At 72.8% G+C, this 19,606-nt stretch carries 17 protein-coding genes; 12 read left to right on the forward strand and 5 right to left on the reverse strand.

Going from position 1 to position 19,606, the window contains the following annotated elements:
- Positions 1–12: 12 nt before the first annotated feature.
- Positions 13–1,254 carry a PucR family transcriptional regulator gene (locus tag JYK17_RS12140; protein ID WP_108007799.1) on the reverse strand — a complete coding sequence of 414 codons (1,242 nt, stop codon included), beginning with the start codon at positions 1,252–1,254 and terminating at the stop codon, positions 13–15.
- Between the two features lie 3 nt (positions 1,255–1,257).
- Positions 1,258–1,410: a hypothetical protein gene (locus tag JYK17_RS12145; protein WP_164932261.1), complete on the reverse strand. Its 153-nt coding sequence runs from the start codon at positions 1,408–1,410 to the stop codon at positions 1,258–1,260.
- Between the two features lie 164 nt (positions 1,411–1,574).
- On the opposite strand from JYK17_RS12145, the gene pgfA reads away from it, so the two are divergent.
- From pgfA to JYK17_RS12195, 10 genes are all read left to right on the forward strand, one after another.
- Positions 1,575–2,534: a cell envelope lipid trafficking protein PgfA gene (pgfA, locus tag JYK17_RS12150; protein WP_222810350.1), complete on the forward strand. Its 960-nt coding sequence runs from the start codon at positions 1,575–1,577 to the stop codon at positions 2,532–2,534.
- Between the two features lie 212 nt (positions 2,535–2,746).
- Positions 2,747–3,898, forward strand: a complete 1,152-nt coding sequence (locus JYK17_RS12155) for a glycosyltransferase family 4 protein (protein ID WP_108007797.1) — start codon at positions 2,747–2,749, stop codon at positions 3,896–3,898.
- A gap of 89 nt (positions 3,899–3,987) precedes the next feature.
- Positions 3,988–4,725: a class I SAM-dependent methyltransferase gene (locus tag JYK17_RS12160; protein WP_234547721.1), complete on the forward strand. Its 738-nt coding sequence runs from the start codon at positions 3,988–3,990 to the stop codon at positions 4,723–4,725.
- Positions 4,722–9,236, forward strand: a complete 4,515-nt coding sequence (locus tag JYK17_RS12165) for an alpha-(1->3)-arabinofuranosyltransferase domain-containing protein (RefSeq protein WP_222810352.1) — start codon at positions 4,722–4,724, stop codon at positions 9,234–9,236. Before JYK17_RS12160 ends, JYK17_RS12165 begins: the two co-directional genes overlap by 4 nt.
- On the forward strand, positions 9,233–10,621 hold the full coding sequence (locus tag JYK17_RS12170) for a condensation protein (protein ID WP_222810353.1): 1,389 nt from the start codon (positions 9,233–9,235) through the stop codon (positions 10,619–10,621). The genes JYK17_RS12165 and JYK17_RS12170 overlap by 4 nt, the downstream gene beginning before the upstream one ends.
- Complete coding sequence (locus tag JYK17_RS12175) at positions 10,618–11,352, forward strand: class I SAM-dependent methyltransferase (RefSeq protein WP_108007793.1); 735 nt, start codon at positions 10,618–10,620, stop codon at positions 11,350–11,352. Before JYK17_RS12170 ends, JYK17_RS12175 begins: the two co-directional genes overlap by 4 nt.
- Before the next feature lie 24 nt (positions 11,353–11,376).
- Positions 11,377–12,294, forward strand: coding sequence for a hypothetical protein (locus JYK17_RS12180; RefSeq protein ID WP_108007792.1), 918 nt, complete (start codon positions 11,377–11,379; stop codon positions 12,292–12,294).
- The gene (locus JYK17_RS12185) at positions 12,291–12,515 is read left to right on the forward strand and encodes a Trm112 family protein (protein ID WP_108007791.1); all 225 of its coding nucleotides are present in this window, start codon (positions 12,291–12,293) and stop codon (positions 12,513–12,515) included. The genes JYK17_RS12180 and JYK17_RS12185 overlap by 4 nt, the downstream gene beginning before the upstream one ends.
- On the forward strand, positions 12,515–13,351 hold the full coding sequence (locus tag JYK17_RS12190) for an FkbM family methyltransferase (RefSeq protein WP_222810354.1): 837 nt from the start codon (positions 12,515–12,517) through the stop codon (positions 13,349–13,351). Before JYK17_RS12185 ends, JYK17_RS12190 begins: the two co-directional genes overlap by 1 nt.
- Positions 13,326–13,916 (forward strand): hypothetical protein, encoded by a 591-nt coding sequence (locus JYK17_RS12195; protein ID WP_234547723.1) that lies wholly within the window; start codon positions 13,326–13,328, stop codon positions 13,914–13,916. The genes JYK17_RS12190 and JYK17_RS12195 overlap by 26 nt, the downstream gene beginning before the upstream one ends.
- A gap of 546 nt (positions 13,917–14,462) precedes the next feature.
- Here the strand turns inward: JYK17_RS12195 and JYK17_RS12200 are convergent.
- Complete coding sequence (locus JYK17_RS12200) at positions 14,463–15,980, reverse strand: FAD-dependent monooxygenase (RefSeq protein WP_222810355.1); 1,518 nt, start codon at positions 15,978–15,980, stop codon at positions 14,463–14,465.
- A 128-nt stretch (positions 15,981–16,108) separates the two neighbouring features.
- Here JYK17_RS12200 and JYK17_RS12205 point away from each other — a divergent pair, with 128 nt between their 5' ends.
- The gene (locus JYK17_RS12205; protein ID WP_108007787.1) at positions 16,109–16,768 is read left to right on the forward strand and encodes a TetR/AcrR family transcriptional regulator C-terminal domain-containing protein; all 660 of its coding nucleotides are present in this window, start codon (positions 16,109–16,111) and stop codon (positions 16,766–16,768) included.
- Here JYK17_RS12205 and JYK17_RS12210 read toward each other — a convergent pair.
- A complete protein-coding gene (locus tag JYK17_RS12210) occupies positions 16,704–17,606 on the reverse strand; it encodes an ATP-grasp domain-containing protein (protein ID WP_108008066.1) in 903 nt (300 codons plus the stop codon). The genes JYK17_RS12205 and JYK17_RS12210 overlap by 65 nt on opposite strands.
- A gap of 141 nt (positions 17,607–17,747) precedes the next feature.
- Between JYK17_RS12210 and JYK17_RS12215 the strand changes: the two genes are divergently transcribed.
- Positions 17,748–18,809: a MerR family transcriptional regulator gene (locus JYK17_RS12215; protein ID WP_222810356.1), complete on the forward strand. Its 1,062-nt coding sequence runs from the start codon at positions 17,748–17,750 to the stop codon at positions 18,807–18,809.
- Position 18,810: 1 nt separating this feature from the next.
- Here JYK17_RS12215 and JYK17_RS12220 read toward each other — a convergent pair whose 3' ends face one another.
- Positions 18,811–19,599, reverse strand: coding sequence for a FadR/GntR family transcriptional regulator (locus tag JYK17_RS12220; protein ID WP_234547725.1), 789 nt, complete (start codon positions 19,597–19,599; stop codon positions 18,811–18,813).
- Between the last annotated feature and the right edge of the window lie 7 nt (positions 19,600–19,606).

Genomic DNA, 19,606 nt, shown 5'->3' on the forward strand with positions numbered 1-19,606 from the left:
CCACGGGTCGAGTCACCCTCGCCCCGTCTCCCCCAGCGCCCCCCTCAACCTCTGCGCCCTCAGCACCAGTTCGAGTTCGAAGCGGCGGTCGGGGTTGTCGATCTCGTCGCCCCACAGCTCGCGGATCTGGCGCAGGCGGTAGCGGACCGTCTGAGGGTGGACGCCCAGCCGGGCGGCCACTTCCGGGGCCCCGCCCCGTGTCTCCAGCCACGCCAGCAGCGTCTCGGCGAGCCGGCGCCCGTGCGTCGGCCCGCAGTGGGTCAGGGGTGCCAGGCACCGCAGGGCCAGGTCGTCGATCAGTTCCTCGGGCTGCAGGAGCACCAGCGCCTCGGTGTGCTCCGTGCAGTACAGGACGTCCCCGGCGGGCAGCAGCCCCCGTTCCATCAGGTGTACGGCCGCCTCCGCCCAGTGCAGCGACTTCGCGGCGTCGGCGAGCGGTACGGGCGGTCCGATCGCCCCGGACCAGCCGGTCAGGGCCCGGTGCAGTAGTTCGGGCCGGCCCGCGGCGGACGGTTCGGGGACGACCATGCGGGGCTGCTCGTACTCCATGTCGAGCAGCACGCCCTGTCCGACGGCGGGCGCGACCGCCTCTCGCGCCGGGCGGAGCAGGACGCCGACCGCGACCTTGCGCGGCAGCGACCAGCCGACCCGCGCGGCACGCTCGGTCAGCGCGTCGGCCGGATCGCCCCGGTGGTGTTCGGCCAGCAGCAGTTCCATCAACCGGCGCTGCAGCCTCAGCCGCTCCCCTGCCTGCCGGGCGGCAGCCTCCGCGTAGCCGCGTACGGACTGGTCGACGAGGCCGTCCAGGTACTCGTAGCCCGCGTCGACGAGTTCGTACATCGCGGGCGGCGGGATCTCCACGCGCTGGCCGATCTCGGCGAACCGGCGCCAGGCCAGGCGTACTCCCATGCGGTAGATCGCCTGCAGCGAGTCCAGCGAGCGGCCGTGCAGGCCTTCGCCGCGCCCGAACTCCTGGAAGACGCCCGGCGGGACGGACGGGCGGCCCTCCGACGTCTCCAGGTGCTGGACGAAGACCTCGATGGCGCGGCGGATGCCGACCAGGGCCATCGGTTCGCCCGACTCGTCGGGGACGACGGGCAGATGCGGGTACTCGCGGCGGATCTCGCGCAGGATCTCCTCGGCGAGCGCGGGCGCCTCCGCCATGGCGAGGGCGGCGAAGCGGCGGACCTGCAGGCGGGGGACGTCGTGCCAGGCCGAGCGGGTGGCGGTGGCGGGTGAGCGGGCCGGCGTCACGGGTCAACTCCCTTGCCCGGCTTGCTCGTAGGTGATCAAGGGGGTGTTCGGTTGCCGGGGTGTCGCGTCGAGCAGCGCGACGATGCCGAGGGCCGCACCCACGGCGAGGGCCGCGGCGACGACGACGGTGAGTGCGACGGCGAGCAGTCTGGACATCGCAGGGTCAGCCTCTCTGTCCGGAGGTCATCCCCACCCCGGCGGTCCCACCCCTGCCTGTCGGGCCAGTCCGACAAGCATTGACACCTCGTCAAGAGGCGCCTACGGTCTCCGGCCACATGCAGCGGCCCGAACTGGAGTCATCCACCCCCCCTGGAGTCCGGATGCGCCGTACAGCCTCCCCCCTTTCGCTGATTCTCCTGGGACTCGGCACGTTCTTGCTGGTCCTGGCGCCGATGCTGGCCTGGTACGTGGAACCGGGGGCCGCCGTGAACCCGATCGACATCGACACCACAGCCGTCTACAACGGCACCGGCAGCTACTTCGACACCGGCGAGATCGCGACGGTGCACGACAAGCGCATCACGGTCACCCAGCAGGTGCGCGGCAATGTCGCGGACAGCGAGAAGAGCGGGCGGGCGGTGTGGGACGTGACGACGACGGTCGACACCGACAAGTCGCTGCCGGCCGCCGACCCGCACGACGCGCTGGAATTCTTCCTCAACCGCTGGGTGACGAACCGGCACACCAACCAGCCGGTGCACTGCTGCAAGGAGAACCCGTACTTCGAGGGCGACGCCTATCTGAAGTTCCCCTTCGACGTGCACAAACGCTCCTACTCGTGGTGGGACAACTCGCTCGGCGACACGGTCGTCCTGCATTACGCGGGCCGGCAGAAGATCCAGGGGTACGAGGGCTACGCGTTCACCGGGACCGTGGCGCCTGTGAAGATCGGGACGCGGCTGGTGCCGGGCACGATCGTCGGCCGGAAGAGCACACCGCAGGTGCTGGCCGAGGAGTGGTACTCCAACCACGGCATCCGGCTGGTGGTCGACCAGCGCACGGGACGGGTGCTGTATGCCCAGGTCGGCCCGCGTCGCACGCTGCGCGCGCCGGGCTCGAAGAAGGACGCGGTGGTGCTGCTGGACAGCCGTAAGCTGGCCTTCACCACGGCTACACAGAAGGACCAGGTCGAGCAGGCGAAGACCGAGAGCGGTCAACTGCGGCTGGTGGGACGGACGTTGCCGGTCGGCTGCGCTGTGGCCGGATTCGTACTGGCGGCGATTGGTGTGGTTTTGGCGGTACGCGGGCGCAGACGTCCGGATACGGCCGGAATGTCATAGACGCGACTCATGAAGTGACATGACGTCAGTTCTAATAAAGCCGGAAATTGTCATCCCGGTGAGTAGCCGTGGCGAACGGCGGGGCGAAAACTGTCGAGCCCCACCCGAACACAACGCATCCACACCCCCCGCCCATGAAGAGCTCAGTCCCCCCACAGCAAGGCCAGAAAGTCACTGCTGAGTTCCGCACCCTGAGACGAGTTGGAGCACCCATGCCCCAGCACGTGCCTTCCCCTCTGCGCGCCGGTCACCCCTGGGTGCCGCAGTCCCTCCCGGCGCTCCCCCCACAACCGCGCCGAATCGTTTTCCTTGCCCACCGCGACCTGGACAATCCGGCCGCCGGCGGCTCCGAGCTGCTGGTCGACCGGCTGGCCGAGGGGCTCACCGGCCTCGGCCACCAGGTGACCCTGATCTGCGGCGGTCCCGCCGCGTTCAGGGACTACCGGGTCGTGTCGGCGGGCGGCGAGTTCGGCCACTATCTGCGCGCCCGCTCCGCCTTCGCCCGCCAGGTCGGCGAGACCGATCTGCTAGTCGAGGTCTGCAACGGGATGCCCTACCTCGCACCGCTCTGGCACCGCGGCCCCACCCTGTGCCTGGTCAACCACGTCCACTCCGAGCTGTGGAGGATGCGCTTCGGCGGCGCCCTGCTGCCCGCCGCGCGGATCGGCCGAAGACTCGAACAGTGGGCGCTGACCGGTGCCCAGCACCGGAGTCTGCTGGTCGCCGTCTCCCCCTCGACGGCGCATGCCCTGCGGGCGATCGGCGTCTCGCGGGACCGGATCCGTGTCGTGCACAACGGCGTGGAGGAACCGGGGCCGCGCGCCGAACGCTCGCCCGAGCCGCTGTTCGTGGCGGTGGGCCGGCTCGTCGAGTACAAGCGGATCGATCTGCTGCTCAGACTCTGGGAGCGGGTGCGGCCGGTCACCGGGGGGCGGTTGGTGATCGTCGGTGACGGTCCCGAACGGGAGCGCCTGGAGCAACTCGCCGGTCCCGGCGTCGAGTTTGCGGGCCATGTCTCCGAGGCGGAGAAGCATCGGTTGCTGTGCGCGGCGTGGCTGTTGTTGCATCCGTCGGCGGTGGAGGGGTGGGGGTTGGTTGTCACCGAGGCGGCTGCTCGGGAGACGCCGGCTGTTGCCTTCGATGTGCCTGGGCTGCGGGATTCCGTTGTCGACGGGGAGACCGGGGTGCTGGCGCACGGGGAGTCTTCTTTTGCCGCTGCCTGGTGCACGCTCGCTCTTTCCGGGCGGCGGCGTGAGGTGATGGGTAAGGCTGCGCGGGATCGGGCGGCTCGGTATCGCTGGCATCGGACTGTCAGACAGTTCCGGGCGGTTGCCGCTGAGGCGGTGAGGGGTTTTGCGCCGTGACGCGGGTGCGGGTTGGTCGTGGCTGGGCGCGCCCACGCGGCGGTAGCCGCGCATCAGACACAGCCCCGCGCCCCTACAGGCGCGCTCCGGTGACCCGGCACTTCAAGGATCCCTCCTTTCGGCGGTCGCTCGCCCTCTTCCGGGCCTTCCTGCATGAGCAGGACGACCCCATCGGCTGCTACGAGTTGCTCGCCCGTGACGCCGTTGATCAAGTCGAGGCCTACGGCGGACCTGTCGACGGGCGGACCATTGTCGACGTCGGTGGAGGGGGTGGGTACTTCACCGAGGAGTTTCGGCGGCGGGGAGCGCTTGCCTGTCTCTTCGAGCCCGATGAGCGGGAGTTGGGGGAAAAGCCGCCCGAGTCGGCTGTGATCGCGGACGGTTATCTGCTGCCGTTGTACGACGGGGTCGCGGATGTGACCTTTTCGTCCAACGTGCTGGAGCATGTGGCCGATCCGCAGACGTTCTTGAGTGAGCTGGTGCGGGTGACGCGACCCGGTGGGCTGATCTATGTGTCGTTCACCAACTGGCTGTCCCCGTGGGGCGGTCACGAGTGGGCGCCCTGGCACTACTTCGGGGCCGAACGGGCCCGCGCCCGCTATCAGCGCCGTACCGGAAGACCGGCCAAGCACACCCTTGGCGAGAACCTCTTCGCCGTGCACATCGGCGCCACCCTGCGGCAGGTCCGCGCCCGTGACGACGTGGCGATCGTCTCGGCGCGCTCCCGCTACTGGCCCTTCCTCGCGGAGACGGTCGTCAAGGCGCCCGGGATCCGCGAGGTGGCCACCTGGAACCTTCTCCTCATCCTCCGGCGGTGTCCCCCATGACGAGCACGGTCCAGGCTCCTCCCCCGGCAGCCGTCCCCACCACCGCGGCCGCCGCGGGCCCGCCGGAGGGCCCGCGGTCCAGGCGCTGGCTGCTGGGGTTCTGGGTCGTGGCGTTCGTGCTGTTCCTGGCGGTGCACCCGGGCCGGCAGACCTTCGACACCAAGCTGGGTGTCACGGTCGACCCGGGCGCGTTCTTCTCCGATCTCGGGCAGCTCTGGCAGGACCAGGGCAGCTTCGGCGGGATCCAGGACCAGTACGCCGGCTACCTCTGGCCGATGCTGCCGTTCTACTGGCTGGCCCATGCCGTGCAACTGCCGGTGTGGCTCGCCGAGCGGCTGTGGATGTCGCTGATCGTCTCCGTCGCCTTCTGGGGCGCGCTGCGGCTGGCCGAGCGGCTCGGCGTGGGCAGCCGGGGCTCGCGGCTGCTCGCCGGGGTGGCGTACGCGCTGTGGCCGGTGTTCACGATCGTCGTCGGGTCCACCTCGGCCGCGGCGCTGCCCGGCGCCTTCCTGCCCTGGGTGCTGCTGCCGCTGACGAACGAGCGCTACGGCGCCCGGGTGGCGGCCCTGCGCTCGGCGCTCGTCGTGCCGTTCATGGGCGGCGTCAACGGCGCCTCCACGCTGGCCTCGCTGCTGCCGGTCGGCCTGTATCTGCTCTCCCGCCCGCCCGGGCCCCGGCAGCGCAAGCTGATCGGCTGGTGGGTGCCGGGCGTGATCGTGGCGACGGCCTGGTGGTGGATACCGCTGCTGATGCTCGGCGTCTACGGCGAGAACTTCCTTCCGTACGTGGAGACTTCGCAGACCACGACGGCCACCATGTCGGCGACGGAAGCGCTGCGCGGGGCCGGCGACTGGGTGGCGTATCTGCACTTCGGCGAGGCCTGGCTGCCCGCGGGCTGGACGGTGGCCGCCTCGGTGGTGGTGATCGTCTGTGCGGCGCTCGCGGCCGGTCTCGGGCTCGCCGGACTCGCCAGACGGGACATGCCGGAGCGGCGCTGGCTGGTGCTGACGGTGATCTCGGTCGTGCTGGTGCTGCTCGCCGGGTACGGCGGCGCGTTCGGCGCGCCCTTCCACGGGGTCGTGCAGGACTGGCTGAACGGCTGGCTGGTCCCCTTCCGCAACATCTACAAGTTCCAGACGGGGCTTGCGCTGGCGCTGGTCCTGGGTCTGGCCCATCTGGTGGGCGTGGCCGCCGAGCCGCGCGGTGCGCGCCGGCTGCGCGGGCGCCGTCTCGCCCCGCTGATCGCGGCGGTGCTGATCCTGCCGGGTCTGCTGTGGCCGTACCTCAACGGCTCCATTCTCGACTCCGGCTCCTTCCAGGAGTTGCCCAAGTACTGGAAGACCACGGCGAGTTGGCTGCAGAAGTACTCGCCCGACTCCCGGGCGCTGGTGGTCCCGGCCGCCGCGCACGGCATCTACAGCTGGGGCTCTCCCATCGACCAGCCCCTCGACGTCCTCGCCAAGTCCCGCTGGGGACAACGGGACTTCGTCCCCTTCGGCACTCCGGGCAACCGGCGCGCGACGGACGCCGTCGAGCAGGCCCTGGCCACCGGCAGCGAAGTTCCGGGACTGGCCGACTACTTGAGCCGGGCCGGCATCTACTACGTCGTCGTACGCAACGATCTCGACCCCGCGCAGGCCGACACGGTGCCGACTACGACCGTGAAGCGGACCCTTGAGCAGTCCGGCTACCGGCGGGTGACGGGCATCGGCCCGGTCATGACCGGCGGCGAGATCGCCCATGACGCACCGCTGCAGGTGGAGGGGTTGTATCCGCGACAGCGGGCGGTCGAGATCTACGAGCCCTCCGACCGGGCCGTGCCGCGACCCGGCCAGGCGCATCTGCTGCCCGTGTCCGACACGGCCGTCGTCTCCGGTGGCCCCGAGGCGCTGCTGCCGCTCGCCTCCGAGCTGCGCGGCCGGCCGACCGTGCTGACCGGCGACAACCACCCCGGCCTCGGCTCCCCGCCGCTGCAGATCACCGGTGACGGACTGCGCCGGGCGGACACCCGGTTCGGGCTGGTCACCGCCAACACCTCGTACACGTACACCGCATCGGAGCGCAACGCGCCGGACGCCGTGCAGGACGCGGGCAGGAAGCCGCGCCAGATCCTGCCGGTCAAGGGGCTCGACCATCAGACGGTGGCCCAACTGCGCGGCGCCCGCTCGGTGACGGCGTCCTCCAGCGGGAACTGGCTCTTCCATCTGCCGCAGTACGACCCCGTGAACGCCTTCGACGGCAATCCGCAGACCGCCTGGACCGAGGGCGCGCCCGGGTCGCCGGACGGGCAGTGGCTGCGGATCGCCTTCACCGGGAAGTACGACATGCCGTCGTCGTTCAAGGTCACCCCGCTGCCGCAGCAGAGCGTGCGCTCGGCGGCGACGAAGGTGCGGGTGGAGACCGAGAACGGCTCGCGGACCAGTTTCCTGAGGCCCAACGGCACCACGCAGAGCATCAAGGCGCCGGTGGGGAACACGAGTTGGCTGAAGCTGACGATCACCGACTCGGTGGCGCGCCGCTCGGGTCTGACCGGCGCGGGCTTCTCCGAGATCGCGCTGCCGCACGTCCAGGTGACCCGTCTGCTCCGGCTGCCGACGGACGCGGACAAGGCGTCCGACGCCGCGGCCTCCCTGATCTCCCTGCACCGCGCCGCCGACCCCACCGGGCTCTCCGCGACCGGCACCGAGGCGGGCCTGCACCGGCGCTTCTCCACGGCGACGGCGGGGACGTACGAGATGAGGGCGAGCGCGGTGCCGGTGCCCGGCGAGGACCTCGACAAGCTGCTCTACGAGGTCGCGCCGGAACAGCAGCACCGCATCGTGGCGACCGCCGACTCGACGGCGCCGCTCGGCGCGGGCGTCTCGGCGCGCAATCTCACCGACGGCGATCTGACGACGGCGTGGATCGCGGGCGACCGGCCCACGATCCATCTGAGCTGGAGCGGCAAACAGCCCATCGGTGAAGTGGTGCTGGCCCCGGCGGGCGGACTTTCGACCCGGGCGACCGAGGTGCACATCAGCTCGCCGGACGGCTCGACCATCGCCGGCGTCGACGAGAACGGCGTGGTCCGCTTCGACCCGATCACCACCGACCGGCTGGACATCACCGTCACCCGGACCGCGCCGCTGACCCTGCACAACCCGGTCGCCGACGAGGATCTGCAGCTGCCCGTGGGCCTGACCGAGGCCTACATCCCGGCGCTGGACCGGTACCGCACACCGCAGCCGAGGAGCTCCCGGACGTTCTCGCTGCCGTGCGGGCGGGGGCCGGATGTGGCGGTGGACGGCACGCTGTACGCCACGAGCGTGAAGGGGACCGTACGGGATCTGCGGGAGCGGCGGCAGGTGACTGTGACGCTCTGCCAACAGGGCCGTTCCGACACGGGACTTGAGCTGACGTCGGGCGCGCACCGGGTCGAGGCCGGGGACGCGGGGCCGCTGATCCTCACCGATGTGACGCTGACCCGCGGCACGGTCACCGAACCCACGGCCGTGGCGCGCCGGTTGACGGTACGGGACTGGCTGGGCGACCGCCGCGAGGTGACCGTCGGCTCCGGCGCCGCCATGTATCTGACGACGTACGAGAACTACAACGACGGCTGGAAGGCCACCCTGGACGGCAAGGAGCTGACCCCGGTCCGCCTCGACGGCTGGCAGCAGGGCTGGCGGATCCCGTCTGGATCGGGCGGCACCGTCAAGCTGACGTACGAGCCCGCGACGACCTACGAGGGCGGCCTGATCGGCGGGGCCGCGGGGCTGGCGGTGCTGATCGGCCTGGTCGTGTGGCGCCGCCGCGCGCCGAACCCCGACCCGCTGCAGCCACCCGCGCCGCTGCCGGGACTGTGGCTCGGCACGGTGGTGCTGACGGCGGTGGGCATCGTGATCGCCGGGTGGTTCGCACTGCTGGTGCCCGCCCTGGCACTGCTCGCACTGCGGCGGCGCCCGCTGCTCGTCCCGATCGCCTTCGCCGCCCTCGCGGGCGCGGGGATCGCGGCGGCCACGGGGGCCGGCGAGCCCGCGGGCGCGGGCCACGGAGCCTTCGGACACGCGGCCCAACTACTCGCGCTGGTAGGGCTGTTCGCGGGCATGGTGAGCGTGCGGGAGCCGGACGAACGACCGGGCTCGACGGCGGTGCTGCCTGCGGCGCCCTTGCCGGGATCGGCACCCGGAGGACCCGCGCCCGGTTCCGAGGCCCCGACCCGTCCGCTCCCGCCGCTCCCCCACCTGCCGCAGCGGCAGCGCGGCGAGAGCGGGCCACCCCCTGGGCGCTCCCGCGAGGGCGAACGCGGGGACGACGGCGGCCCGCGCTCCGGTCCCGCGGACACGGCACCCGCTCCCGGCCCCGACGCCGGGCACACGATTTCGGCGCGCGGTCCCGGTGGGCCCGATCCCGACCCGCCCACCGCGCGGATCAGGCGCGGCAAACCGCTGTTCCGGCCGACCGCGCCAGAGACGGAGCGACCCGAGAAGGAGCCGCCCGAGACCGACAGGGAGAGGGGCGAGCCCACGTGACCGCACTCGACCATCCCGCCCGCGCCGGCGGCCCGGCGCATCCGCCCGTACGGATCCCGTTCCCGGTCGTCGACGAGGTGGCCCGGCACTGCCTGCAGGAGGAGGAGCCGGAGACCGTCCACATCGAGGTGCATCTGCCGGGACGGTTGGACCGCGACCGCCTGCGTACCGCGTTCACCGAGGCGCTGCGCAGGCACCCCCGCATCCTGATGCGCGAGGCGCCCGGCCGCTGGTACCGGCGGCGCTACGAATGGGAGTTGACCGCCGAGCCGGACGCCGAGGTGGTGACCTTCCCGTCGGCCGGCCGCTGCGCCCTGCGCGACGCCCGCACCCGCGCCCTGACCACGGCACCGCCGCTGTCCCTGTCCCCGCCGATACGCCTGGAGGTGGTGGAGGGCGCGGGCCCGGCGGAGGGCAGCGAGGCGTCGGACGGTGTCGGTGTGCCGCCCGGACGGCCCGGCGGACCCCAGCCGCCGCGCCCCGGGGGCACCGTTCTCTTCCTCACCATCAACCACACCGCTCTCGACGGCCCCGCCTGTCTGCGGGTGCTCGCCACCGCCGCCGAGCTCTACGGCGGCCGCGACAACTCCCCCGCGGCACCGCCCGTACGCCCACCGGAGGCCCCCCAGGACCCCGGCGACACCCCCTCCAACTGGTCCCCGCCCGCCCGTGTCGCCCCCGGCACCCCCGAGCCCTCCCCCGGCAACGGCATGCTCGTCACCGAAATCCCCCTGCCGCACCGCCCCAAGGGCTCGCCCTACACGGTGAACGACCAGCTGATGGTGGCCACCGCGCTCACCATCGCCCACTGGAACCGCGAACACGGCGCCGGGCCGCGCCCCTTGCGCATCACCATGCCCGTGGACGACCGCCCCCGGGACACCACCATGCCCATCGGCAACGGCACCCGGTTGGTCGAAGTGCCGTTCTCCATGGCGGAGTTGGCGGCACACGGCACCGACGAGATGCCCGCCCTGCTCCGCCGTACGGCGACCCGCACCCGCGCCCTGAAGTCGCTCCCCAGGCCCCAACTCGGCCACGGCGCCGCCCTGCTCACCGCCCCCGTCACCCCCGTGGCCTGGCGCGCCGCCCTCACCCGGGGCCTGCGCAGGGCCGCCGCGCCCTGGACGTCGACGACGCTGCTCAGCAACATCGGCCGCGTCCCCTACCCGCTGGACTTCGGCGAGGAGGCGGGCCGTGCGCACGCGGTCTGGTTCTCGGCGCCCGCGCGCATGCCGCGCGGCCTGACCGTCACCACCGCCTCCACCGCGGGCCGCCTGCACCTCGCTCTGCGCTGGTCGCGCGCGCTGCTCAGCCACGGCGACGGCGCGCATCTGCGCGACCTGTTCGAGCACTATCTGCACGCCACGGAGGTGACCCCGTGACCACCGCCCCGGCACACCACCCCGACCTGCGCGACTTCTACGAGGACCCGGCCGTTCCCGTCGCCTCCGGCACCCCGCGCACCCTCCGCCAGGCCCGGATGCTGGCCGCCGCTCTCGGTCCGGCCGCCAGCACGCCGTGCACCGTCCTCGACATCGGCTGCGGCGACGGCACCGCCGCCGCCACCGCCGCCCCCTTGCTGGACGGCCACCGCATCGTCGGCGTCGACTGGTCCCAGGACGCCCTCACCCGCGCCCGTACGCGTCTGACGTACGCGATCCGGGGTGAACTCACCGGCGGGGGGCTGCCGTTCAGGTCCGGTTGCGCCGACGCCGTGCTGTTCAGCGAGGTCGTCGAACATCTGGTCGACCCGGACGCGGCACTCGACGAGATCCGCCGGGTGCTGCGCCCGGGCGGCCACCTGATGCTCTCCACCCCGAACCTGGCCGCCTGGTACAACCGCGCACTGCTGCTCGCCGGGGTGCAGCCCGTGTTCTCCGAGGTCAGCCTGCGCGCGATCCACGGCCGCCCCGGCAAGGAGGTGGTGGGACATCTGCGGCTGTACACCGCCCGCGCGCTGCGGGAGTTCGTCACCGCGGCCGGATTCGAGGTGGTGGGGATGAAGGGCGCGCCCTTCCACGGCGTGCCCCGCCCGCTGCGCGCCCTCGACCGGCTGGCCTGCACCAGACCCTCGCTCGCCTCGATCCTGCTCCTGCACGCGACGAAGACGTAGAGGGGGGCCGCCATGTGGTGGGGAGTGGCCGCGGCCCTGATGGCGAACACCCTGTACAGCCTCGGTTTCGTCCTGGAGAAACGGGCGCTCAGCGGCCTCCCCGAGGTGACCATCCGCAAGCCCGCCCGGCTGCTGCGGCTGGTGATCGGCAGTCCGCTGTGGATCGGCGGCTCGCTGGCGCTGGCCGCGGGGTTCGGTGCGCAGCTCGTCGTCTACCGCACCCTGCCGATCGCCGCCGCCCAGGGCATCTTCGTCTCCGGCCTGGTGCTGCTCGTGCTGCTCTCGGCCCGGCTGCTCGGCGAGGAGACCACGGGACGGGAGCGGTACGCGCTCGGTGCGATCCTCGGCGCCCTGCTCATGGTGGTGCTCTCGCTCAAGGAGCAGGGCGCGGGCGCCGACTCCGTCAGCCGCAGCGCGCCGTACCCGCTGATCCTGCTGGTGTGCGTGCCGTCGCTCGCGGGCGGGGTGTGGCTCTACGGCTCCGCGGAGCGCCGTGCCCGCCACCGGCACCGGGCGCCGACCACAGGGGTGGAGTACGGGGTGGCCGTGGGCCTGCTGTACGGGGTCAGCTCGCTCGCCATCAAGGGCGTGTCGAGCTGTCTGACCGCCGGTGGGCTCGGGCCGGCGGTGTCCGGGGTGATCCGCTCGCCGTACCCCTATCTCCTGCTGTTCACCGGCGCGTTCGGCCTGGTGATGTCGCAGGCCGCGCTGCAGCGCTGCCGGGCCTCGCTGATCGTGCCCGTCTGCACCACGGTCACCTGCCTGTACACGGCCGTGCTCGGCACGCTCGCGTTCGGCGAGGCGCTGCCGCACGACCCCGTACGGCTCGCGCTGCGCCTGGCGGGCATCGCGCTGGCCGTGTCCGTACTCCTCGCCATGCCCAAACACGACCCACAGCCCTCCCAACCCCCCATTGCCACCAAGGAGTTGACCCCTCCATGAACCCCGACGACCCCCTGCTGCAGATCCTCGCGTGCCCGCTCGACAAGGGCTCGCTGCACCTTCTCCCGCCGGCCGGGCCGACGGACGACGAGGCCCTCTACAACCCGCGCCTGCACCGCCGTTACCCGATCGTCGACGGCATCCCGCAACTGCTTCCGTCGTCCGGCGAGCAGGTGTCGGACGCCGAGCACGAGGTCCTGCTGGAGCGGATGGCCCGGTGATGTCCCGCACCCTGGCCGCCCGTCTGGCGCCGTACCTGCCCACCCGTCTGGTGGCCGCCACCGCCCGGGCCGTCTATCCGCGCTTCGAGCCCGAACTGGCCCGGCTGGCCGACCTGTGCCCGTCGGGCTGCGGCACCGCCGTGGACGTCGGCGGCTGGTACGGCCCGTGGACGCGGCGCCTGGCCCGACGGGCGCGCGACGTGGTCACCGTCGAACCGGTCCCGCATCTGGCCCGGCTGCTCGACTCCGCGAGCCCGTCGAACGTACGCGTCGTGCAGGCCGCCGCCTCGGACCGCCCGGGCACGGCCCGCCTGTGGTTCCCGGCCGACGACTCCGGTGACCGTGGCGTGTCCTCCCTGGTCCGGCGCGACATCCACGCCCGCGCCCTGCACGTCCCCTGCGTCACCCTCGACGAACTCGGCCTGCGCGACGTCGACTTCATCAAGATCGACGTGGACGGCAGCGAGCTCGCGGTGCTGCGCGGCGCCACCGGACTGCTGGCCCGCGACCGCCCGGCCCTGTTCGTGGAACTGGAGTCCCGTATCCAGCCGATCGCCCCCGTCGTCACCTATCTCTCCCTGCTCCGCTACGACGGCTGGGTGCTGCCGGGCGCGACCTGGGTGCCGCTCGCGCGGTTCCCCCTGGAGGCGCACCAGGCCACCGCCTCGCACGTCGTCTCCCAGGGACTGCTGGGCCGCGTCCTGCCCTTCCGCCGCCATCCGCGCTACGTCAACTCCGTCCTGTTCCTCCCGGACGGGCGCCGCCCCGGCGGCGGGGCGGCCGGGCACGGCATGGGCGACCATGGTTCCCATGCCGTCCGCCAAGCGCCCCGCTAGCCCCTTCACCCCGCTCGACTTCCAGCTGGTCCTGCTGCGCCGCATGGCCGACCACAATCCGGACCTGGTGGAGGACGCCCGGCACCGATTGGGCGTCTCCATCGCCGACATGAGGGAGGCCAACAAACGCTGGCAGGCGATGCTCCACTCCCCCCGCGGCCGCGCCGCCGCCTCCCGCTACCGCTCGATCCTCGGCACCCCCGAGACCACTCTTGCCCGCAAGGTGGGCGACCTGAACTGCGAGGCATGGCTCTTCCCCGTCCCCCTCTGGCCGGACCTCCGCTTCGAGGTGCTCCTCGCCCCGAACGGCGCCGTCTGGAACGAATGGCTCGTGCGCGCCCCCGGCGCCGAGGCCCCGCCCCTGCAAACCCTCGCCGACCTCACCCCCTGGTCCTGCACGGTCGACGAGGCAGCCCACGCCTTCACCCCCGCCCGCCCACTACAGGGCTCGGCACCCACCCGCTGGGGCCTGGCCTTCACGGCCCCGGACGCGCAGGGGGTGCGGCGGGAGGTGGTCGCGGAATTCACCTGGGGGCTGCTCCAGCGCGTCGCGGTCAACGGCTGAACCGGGTGGGCGGGGCGGGTATTTGGGTAGCCCATTCGGCCCGACTTGCCGCGCTTGAGGCGCGCCGCGCCCGGACCGCGCGGTCCCGTACGGGCGGCCGGTGCGCGCCCCGGGCGCCGGGGCGCCGGGGCCCGAGCCTGAGCACCGCCCCGCATTCACGCCCCGGACGCGCGGGGGTTACGGCGTCAGGTGGTCGCGGAGTTCCCGGGAGGCTGCTCCAGCGCGTCGCGGTCAACGGCTGAACCGGGTGGGCCGGGCGAGTATCGGGCAGCCCGTTCGGCCCGACTTGCCGCGCTTGAGGCGCGCCGCGCCCGGACGGCGCGGTCGGGAACGCGTGGCTCGCGTGCGCGCCGGGCGTCGGAGGCCCGGGCCTGAAGACCCGCCTCGCGTCCACGGCCCCGGACGCGCCGACCTGCGACACTTCGAGGGGCTCCCCGCACGGGCGGCGCCGTCCCGTACGAGCGGCCGGTGCGCGCCCCGGGCGCAGAAGGCCCGGACCCGAGAACCGCCCCGCGTTCACCTCCGGGCTGCTTCAGCGCACCTCCGTCAACGGCTGAACCAGGTGGCCAGGGCGGTTTCCAGGTCCTCGTCCGCCCGCTCCTCGGCATCGGAGTCGGCTGCAACTCCCGCTCCCGCCCCGGCTCCTGCTCCGGACGCCCAAGCGATCGCCCCGTCCGGGCGTACCAGTACGGCGTCGAGGCCGTCGTAGGCGAGCGTGTCGATCTGGACCAGTTCGACGCGGCGCCGCCAGGCTTCCGCCGGGCGCACGTCCGGTGTCAGGAGGACGGGGCGTCCCTCTCGGGTGTGGTCGCTCAGGCGTTCCTCGCGCTCGCCGGTCCTGATGGTCAGGTCGGGGCAGTGGCGGCCGGTGAGGGAGTGGGTGCTCGGGTAGGGGAAGTCGTAGGTGTCGCCGAGTCCGGACAGCATGCGGCCGAGGTGGCGGTTGACCTCGGGCAGGTCCATCAGGTCGGAGAAGACGTCGCGCAGGGCGTCGGTGTGCGGGCCGGGGGCCAGCAGCGCGGACTGGGCGCGGGTGTTGTGCAGGACGCGGGCGCCGGCCGGGTGGCGTTCGGCGGTGTAGCTGTCGAGCAGGCCGGGCGGCGCGTCGCCGCGCACCTCTGCGGCCAGTTTCCAGCCGAGGTTGACGGCGTCCATCAGGCCGAGGTTGAGGCCCTGGCCGCCCATGGGCGAGTGGACGTGGGCGGCGTCCCCGGCGAGCAGGACGCGGCCCTGGCGGTAGGTCGCGGCCTGCCGGGCGTGGTCGCCGAAGCGGAGCGTCTCCCCGGTGACGGCGACCTCGATGTCGACCCCGGTGATCCTGCGGACGCTGTCCTGGAGTTCCTTCGCGGTCAGCGGGGCGTCGCGTTCCTCGGGGGCGTCACCGAAGAAGTCGAAGGTGGCGAGCATGCCGTTGCCGTAGTAGAGGATGCCGCGGGGCTGCCGCCCCGGTGGCGGGAGCTGCTCCGCGCCCTTGAGGATCTCGGCCTGGGCGCGGCGGGCGGTCATGATCGGGGCCGTGCCCGGGAAGGCGAACTCCGTCAGCCGGCGCACCGTGCTGCGCCCGCCGTCGCAGCCGACGGCGTAGGCGGCACGCAACCGCTGCTCGCCCTGCGGGACGGCTACGGTCACCGTCACCCCGTCCGCGTCCTGCACGAGCCCGGTGACCGTGTGCTCACGGCGGACCTCGACGCCGAGCCCGCTCGCGTACGCGCCGAGCAGGGCCTCCAGGTCCGGCTGCCAGATGTACACGCTCTGCCGCTCGGGCTCCTCCTGGAGTGCCTGGTCGAGCTTGAAGATCGAGGAGAAGTGGCCCTTCTCGCTGCCGTGGTCCCGGGCCTTGTCGGCGGCTCCCGCGCCGCCGTGCGCGGCCAGCCGCTCACCGAGGCCCCGGCGGACCAGCGCCTCGGCGGCCAACGGCCCGACACTGCGGGCCTTGTGCTGCGGCGACGGGGCGGCGAGCTTTTCGAGGACCAGCGGGGTCGCGCCCGCGAGGCGCAGTTCGGCCGCGAGCAGGAGTCCTACGGGGCCCGCTCCGACCACGATCACGTCGGCGTCGTGGGTCATGCCCACCCCTCCTTAACAAGTTAAGTGCACCCTCAACGCTTTCCTTAACTTGTTAAGGTGTCAAGCCAGAACATCGGAAAGCAGACACCGCACGAGAACGTCACCCCGCGGGGAAGGACCCGAATCGCTTGCCCATCGACAAGCACCACGCCGCCCGCACCGCCCTGCGGCTGCTCGACGCCGAGGGGCTGGAGAAGCTGACCGTGCGTCGGCTGGCCCGCGAACTCGGCGTCCAGGCCCCCGCGTTGTACTGGCACTTCGCCAACAAGCGCGCCCTGCTGGACCAGATGACGGACGCGATGCTGGCGCCCGCCGCCGCACGCCTGGGCCACCCCGGCCCCGGTCAGCCCTGGTGGGAGTGGCTGGAGGAGACCCTCGGCGGTCTGCGCCGCGCCCTGCTCGCGCACCGGGACGGCGCCTCGGTCGCCTCCGGTGCCGATCTGCGCCGGGCCCATGCGCTCGGCCTGCACGCCGAACGCATCACCGAGGTGCTCCACGCATCGGGCTTCTCGCTCGCCGACGCCTCGCGCGCGGCCGGGGCGTCGATCCACTTCCTCGTCGGCCGCGTGGTCGAGGAGCAGACCCGGCCCGATCCGGAGGCCGAGCGGGCCGTCCTCGACGCCGCGGACTTCCCGTTCCCCTTCATGGCCCGCTCGATGCGCGAACGCCACGCGTCCGCCGCCTCCCCGGACGACGACTTCCGCTACGCCCTGTCGATCGTCCTCACGGGCCTACGGACCCTGCGCCCGGGCTCGACCACCGCGCCGCCGCCAGAATCGCGTCCCTGACCACGGCCAGCGACCCGGGGTGCAGATCGAGGAACAGGTTCGGCTCGACGAGTTCCAGCTCCATCAGCAGCGGCCGCCCGTCCTCCCCGTCGACCACGTCCACGCGCGCGTACAGCAGCTCGGGCGCGTCCGGCACGGCGGCCAACGCCCGCTCGGCGAGGGCGAGTTCGGCCGGGGTCGGCGTCCACGGGACCAGGTCCGGGTGGGCCACCTTGGCGGCGTCGTACGCGGTGCCCGGCGCCAGCACGGCACCCTTGCGGCCCGCGTGCAGGAACCGTCCGCCGAAGAACTGCAGCGCCCGCTCCCCGCTGACGTCGATGCCATTCAGATACGGCTGCACCATCGCGGTCAGCCCCTCCTCGTGCATGCGCGCGAGGTGCCGTAGCGCCGTGTCGTGGTCGTCCGGCGTGTAGCGGGCGGCGTAGCGGGCGCCCGCGCCCGAGGCCGGTTTGACGACGTACTCGCGGTCGGTGGGCAGCTCGGGGGTGTCCCCGGGCGCGAGATACCGGGTCGGTACGACGGGCACGCCCGCCGCGGCCAGATCGCCGAGGTAGCGCTTGTCGGTGTTCCAGCGCACGACCTCGGCCGGGTTGGCGAGCCGGGTGAGCCCGGCGACCTTCCGCGCCCAGGCCACGAACTCGCCCGCCCGCCAGCTGTAGTCCCAGGTCGACCGGATGACGACCAGGTCGAAGGCGCCCCAGTCCGTGCCGGGGTCGTCCCAGGCCACGGCCACCGCCTCGGCCCCGGCCTCCCGCAGCGCCCGCACCAGCCCGGGAAGGTCGCGGTCCTTGCTGGGCTGCGCACCGGGGTCGTAGGTGGCGAGGGCGACTCGGGGCACGAGGGTCTCCAGTTCGTACGTCCTGCGGCGGCGGATCGCCTCGCAGGCTAACCGGACCGCCCGCAACCGAGGCAACCGGTTTGACCTTCCCCTTCGGTGAAGGCCCAGCATCGGTGCCTGGAACACGGGGAGGACTGCCGGATGGCCAAGGACATGCTGACGATCGGTGCCTTCGCACGGGCCTGCCGGCTGTCGCCGAAGGCGCTGCGCCTGTACGACGAGCTGGACCTGCTGCGCCCGGCCCGCGTCGACCCGCACTCCGGCTACCGCTACTACTCGGCGGCGCAGCTGGAGCGGGCCCGGCTGGTGGCCTGGCTGCGACGGCTCGGCATGCCGCTGGCCCGCATCCGCGAGGTCTGCGCCCTCGAACCCGCGGACGCCGCCCGGGAGATCCGGGCGTACTGGTCGCGGGTAGAGGCGGAGACGGCGGTACGGCGGGATCTCGCCGCGTTCCTCGTGGAGCACCTGATGGACGACCCGAGGAAGGACACCACCATGCTGGAACTGCGCTACTTCGCCCACTCGGACCGCGGCCTGGTCCGCCCCGCCAACCAGGACACGGCCTACGCGGGCACACGGCTGCTCGCGGTCGCCGACGGATTCGGCCCGGCGGGCGCGCCCGCGAGCAGCGCGGCGGTCGAGGCGCTGCGGGTCCTGGACACCGAGGAACTGCCGGCCGGGGACGTCCTCAACGTCCTGGAGGACGCCGTACGGGGCGCGACCGAGGCGGTGCGGGACGCGACGGACGGCTCGGGCGACGACGGTACGACCCTGACGGCCCTGCTGTGGACGGGCTCCCGGCTCGCGCTGGTGCACATCGGCGACTACCGTGCCTATCTGCTGCGCGAGGGGGCCCTGTTCCGCATCACGCACGACCACACGATGGTCCAGTCGATGATCGACGAGGGCCGGCTGACCCCGGAGGAGGCCACCGCCCACCCCCAACGCACCCTGCTCCTCAAGGCACTCGGCACCGCCGCACCGGAACTACGCCTGCACGACACGGCCCCCGGCGACCGCTACCTCCTGTGCTCCGACGGCCTGAGCCGTGTCGTCCCCGACGCCCGCATCCGCACCGTCCTCACCTCGGCCGCGAGCCCCGACGAGGCGACCCGCACCCTGATCGCCGAGGCGAACACCGCGGGCGGCCCGGACAACGTGAGCTGCGTGGTGGCGGACGTGGTGGAGACGGACGGCCGCTGAGCTACGGCGCCTCGGGCCCGTTCTGCACCTCGGGCCCGTTCTGCGCCTCGGGCTCGACCTGCGTCTCGGACTCCCCCTGCGTCTCCTGTTCGGTCTCCGGTTCCCAGTCCAGCAGCCGCACCTTCGCCACCGTACGGACATGGCGGCGCATGGCGGCCGCCGCCCGGGTGGGGCGGCGGTCGGCGATGGCGTCGAGGATGGCGCGGTGCTGGGCCAGGGAACGGGTGGGGCGCCCCGGCTGGCGCAGGGACTCGGTGCGGCTCTCGGCGATCTGGTCGGAGATGGAGCGCATGAACTCGGCGAGCAGGCTGCTGTGCGCGGCCGCGGTCACCGCCGCGTGGAACAGCCGGTCCCCCTCGACACCGTGGTGGCCTTCGCGCATCTCCCGCGCCATGTGGTCGAGAGCCCGCCGCATCGCGTCGAGGTCCTCGTCGGTACGGCGTTCGGCGGCCAGTTCGGCGAGCTTGGTCTCCAGGGCCTCGCGGGCTTCGAGCACGTCGGGCAGCCGGCGCCGGCGCTCGACCATCTTCTCCACGGGCTCGACGTCGAGGCTGTCGCGGACCAGATAGGTGCCGCCACCGTGCCGCGCCTCGACCAGGCCCTGGACCTCCAGGACCACGATCGCCTGCTTCACCGAGGCCCTGCTGACGCCGAGCCGCTGGGCCAGGTCACGCTCGGGCGGGAGACGGTCGCCGGCCCGCAGGCCGCTCTCGGTGACGTACTGGCGCAACCGGTCGAGCACCTGCTCGTACAGGCGCTGTTTGGTCATGGGGCGCAGGGCGTCGGTCACGGGCTCC

This window comes from Streptomyces plumbidurans (assembly GCF_019857225.1).
In the GTDB taxonomy this organism is placed as follows: Bacteria; Actinomycetota; Actinomycetes; order Streptomycetales; family Streptomycetaceae; genus Streptomyces; species Streptomyces plumbidurans.

What these genes read in the sequence shown, in the direction of transcription:
- JYK17_RS12145 (WP_164932261.1), bottom strand. Translation starts at nt 1,410, where the DNA reads ATGTCCAGACTGCTCGCCGTCGCACTCACCGTCGTCGTCGCCGCGGCC.
- pgfA (WP_222810350.1), top strand. Translation starts at nt 1,575, where the DNA reads ATGCGCCGTACAGCCTCCCCCCTTTCGCTGATTCTCCTGGGACTCGGC.
- JYK17_RS12155 (WP_108007797.1), top strand. Translation starts at nt 2,747, where the DNA reads ATGCCCCAGCACGTGCCTTCCCCTCTGCGCGCCGGTCACCCCTGGGTG.
- JYK17_RS12165 (WP_222810352.1), top strand. Translation starts at nt 4,722, where the DNA reads ATGACGAGCACGGTCCAGGCTCCTCCCCCGGCAGCCGTCCCCACCACC.
- JYK17_RS12185 (WP_108007791.1), top strand. Translation starts at nt 12,291, where the DNA reads ATGAACCCCGACGACCCCCTGCTGCAGATCCTCGCGTGCCCGCTCGAC.
- JYK17_RS12190 (WP_222810354.1), top strand. Translation starts at nt 12,515, where the DNA reads ATGTCCCGCACCCTGGCCGCCCGTCTGGCGCCGTACCTGCCCACCCGT.
- JYK17_RS12195 (WP_234547723.1), top strand. Translation starts at nt 13,326, where the DNA reads ATGCCGTCCGCCAAGCGCCCCGCTAGCCCCTTCACCCCGCTCGACTTC.
- JYK17_RS12200 (WP_222810355.1), bottom strand. Translation starts at nt 15,980, where the DNA reads ATGACCCACGACGCCGACGTGATCGTGGTCGGAGCGGGCCCCGTAGGA.
- JYK17_RS12215 (WP_222810356.1), top strand. Translation starts at nt 17,748, where the DNA reads ATGGCCAAGGACATGCTGACGATCGGTGCCTTCGCACGGGCCTGCCGG.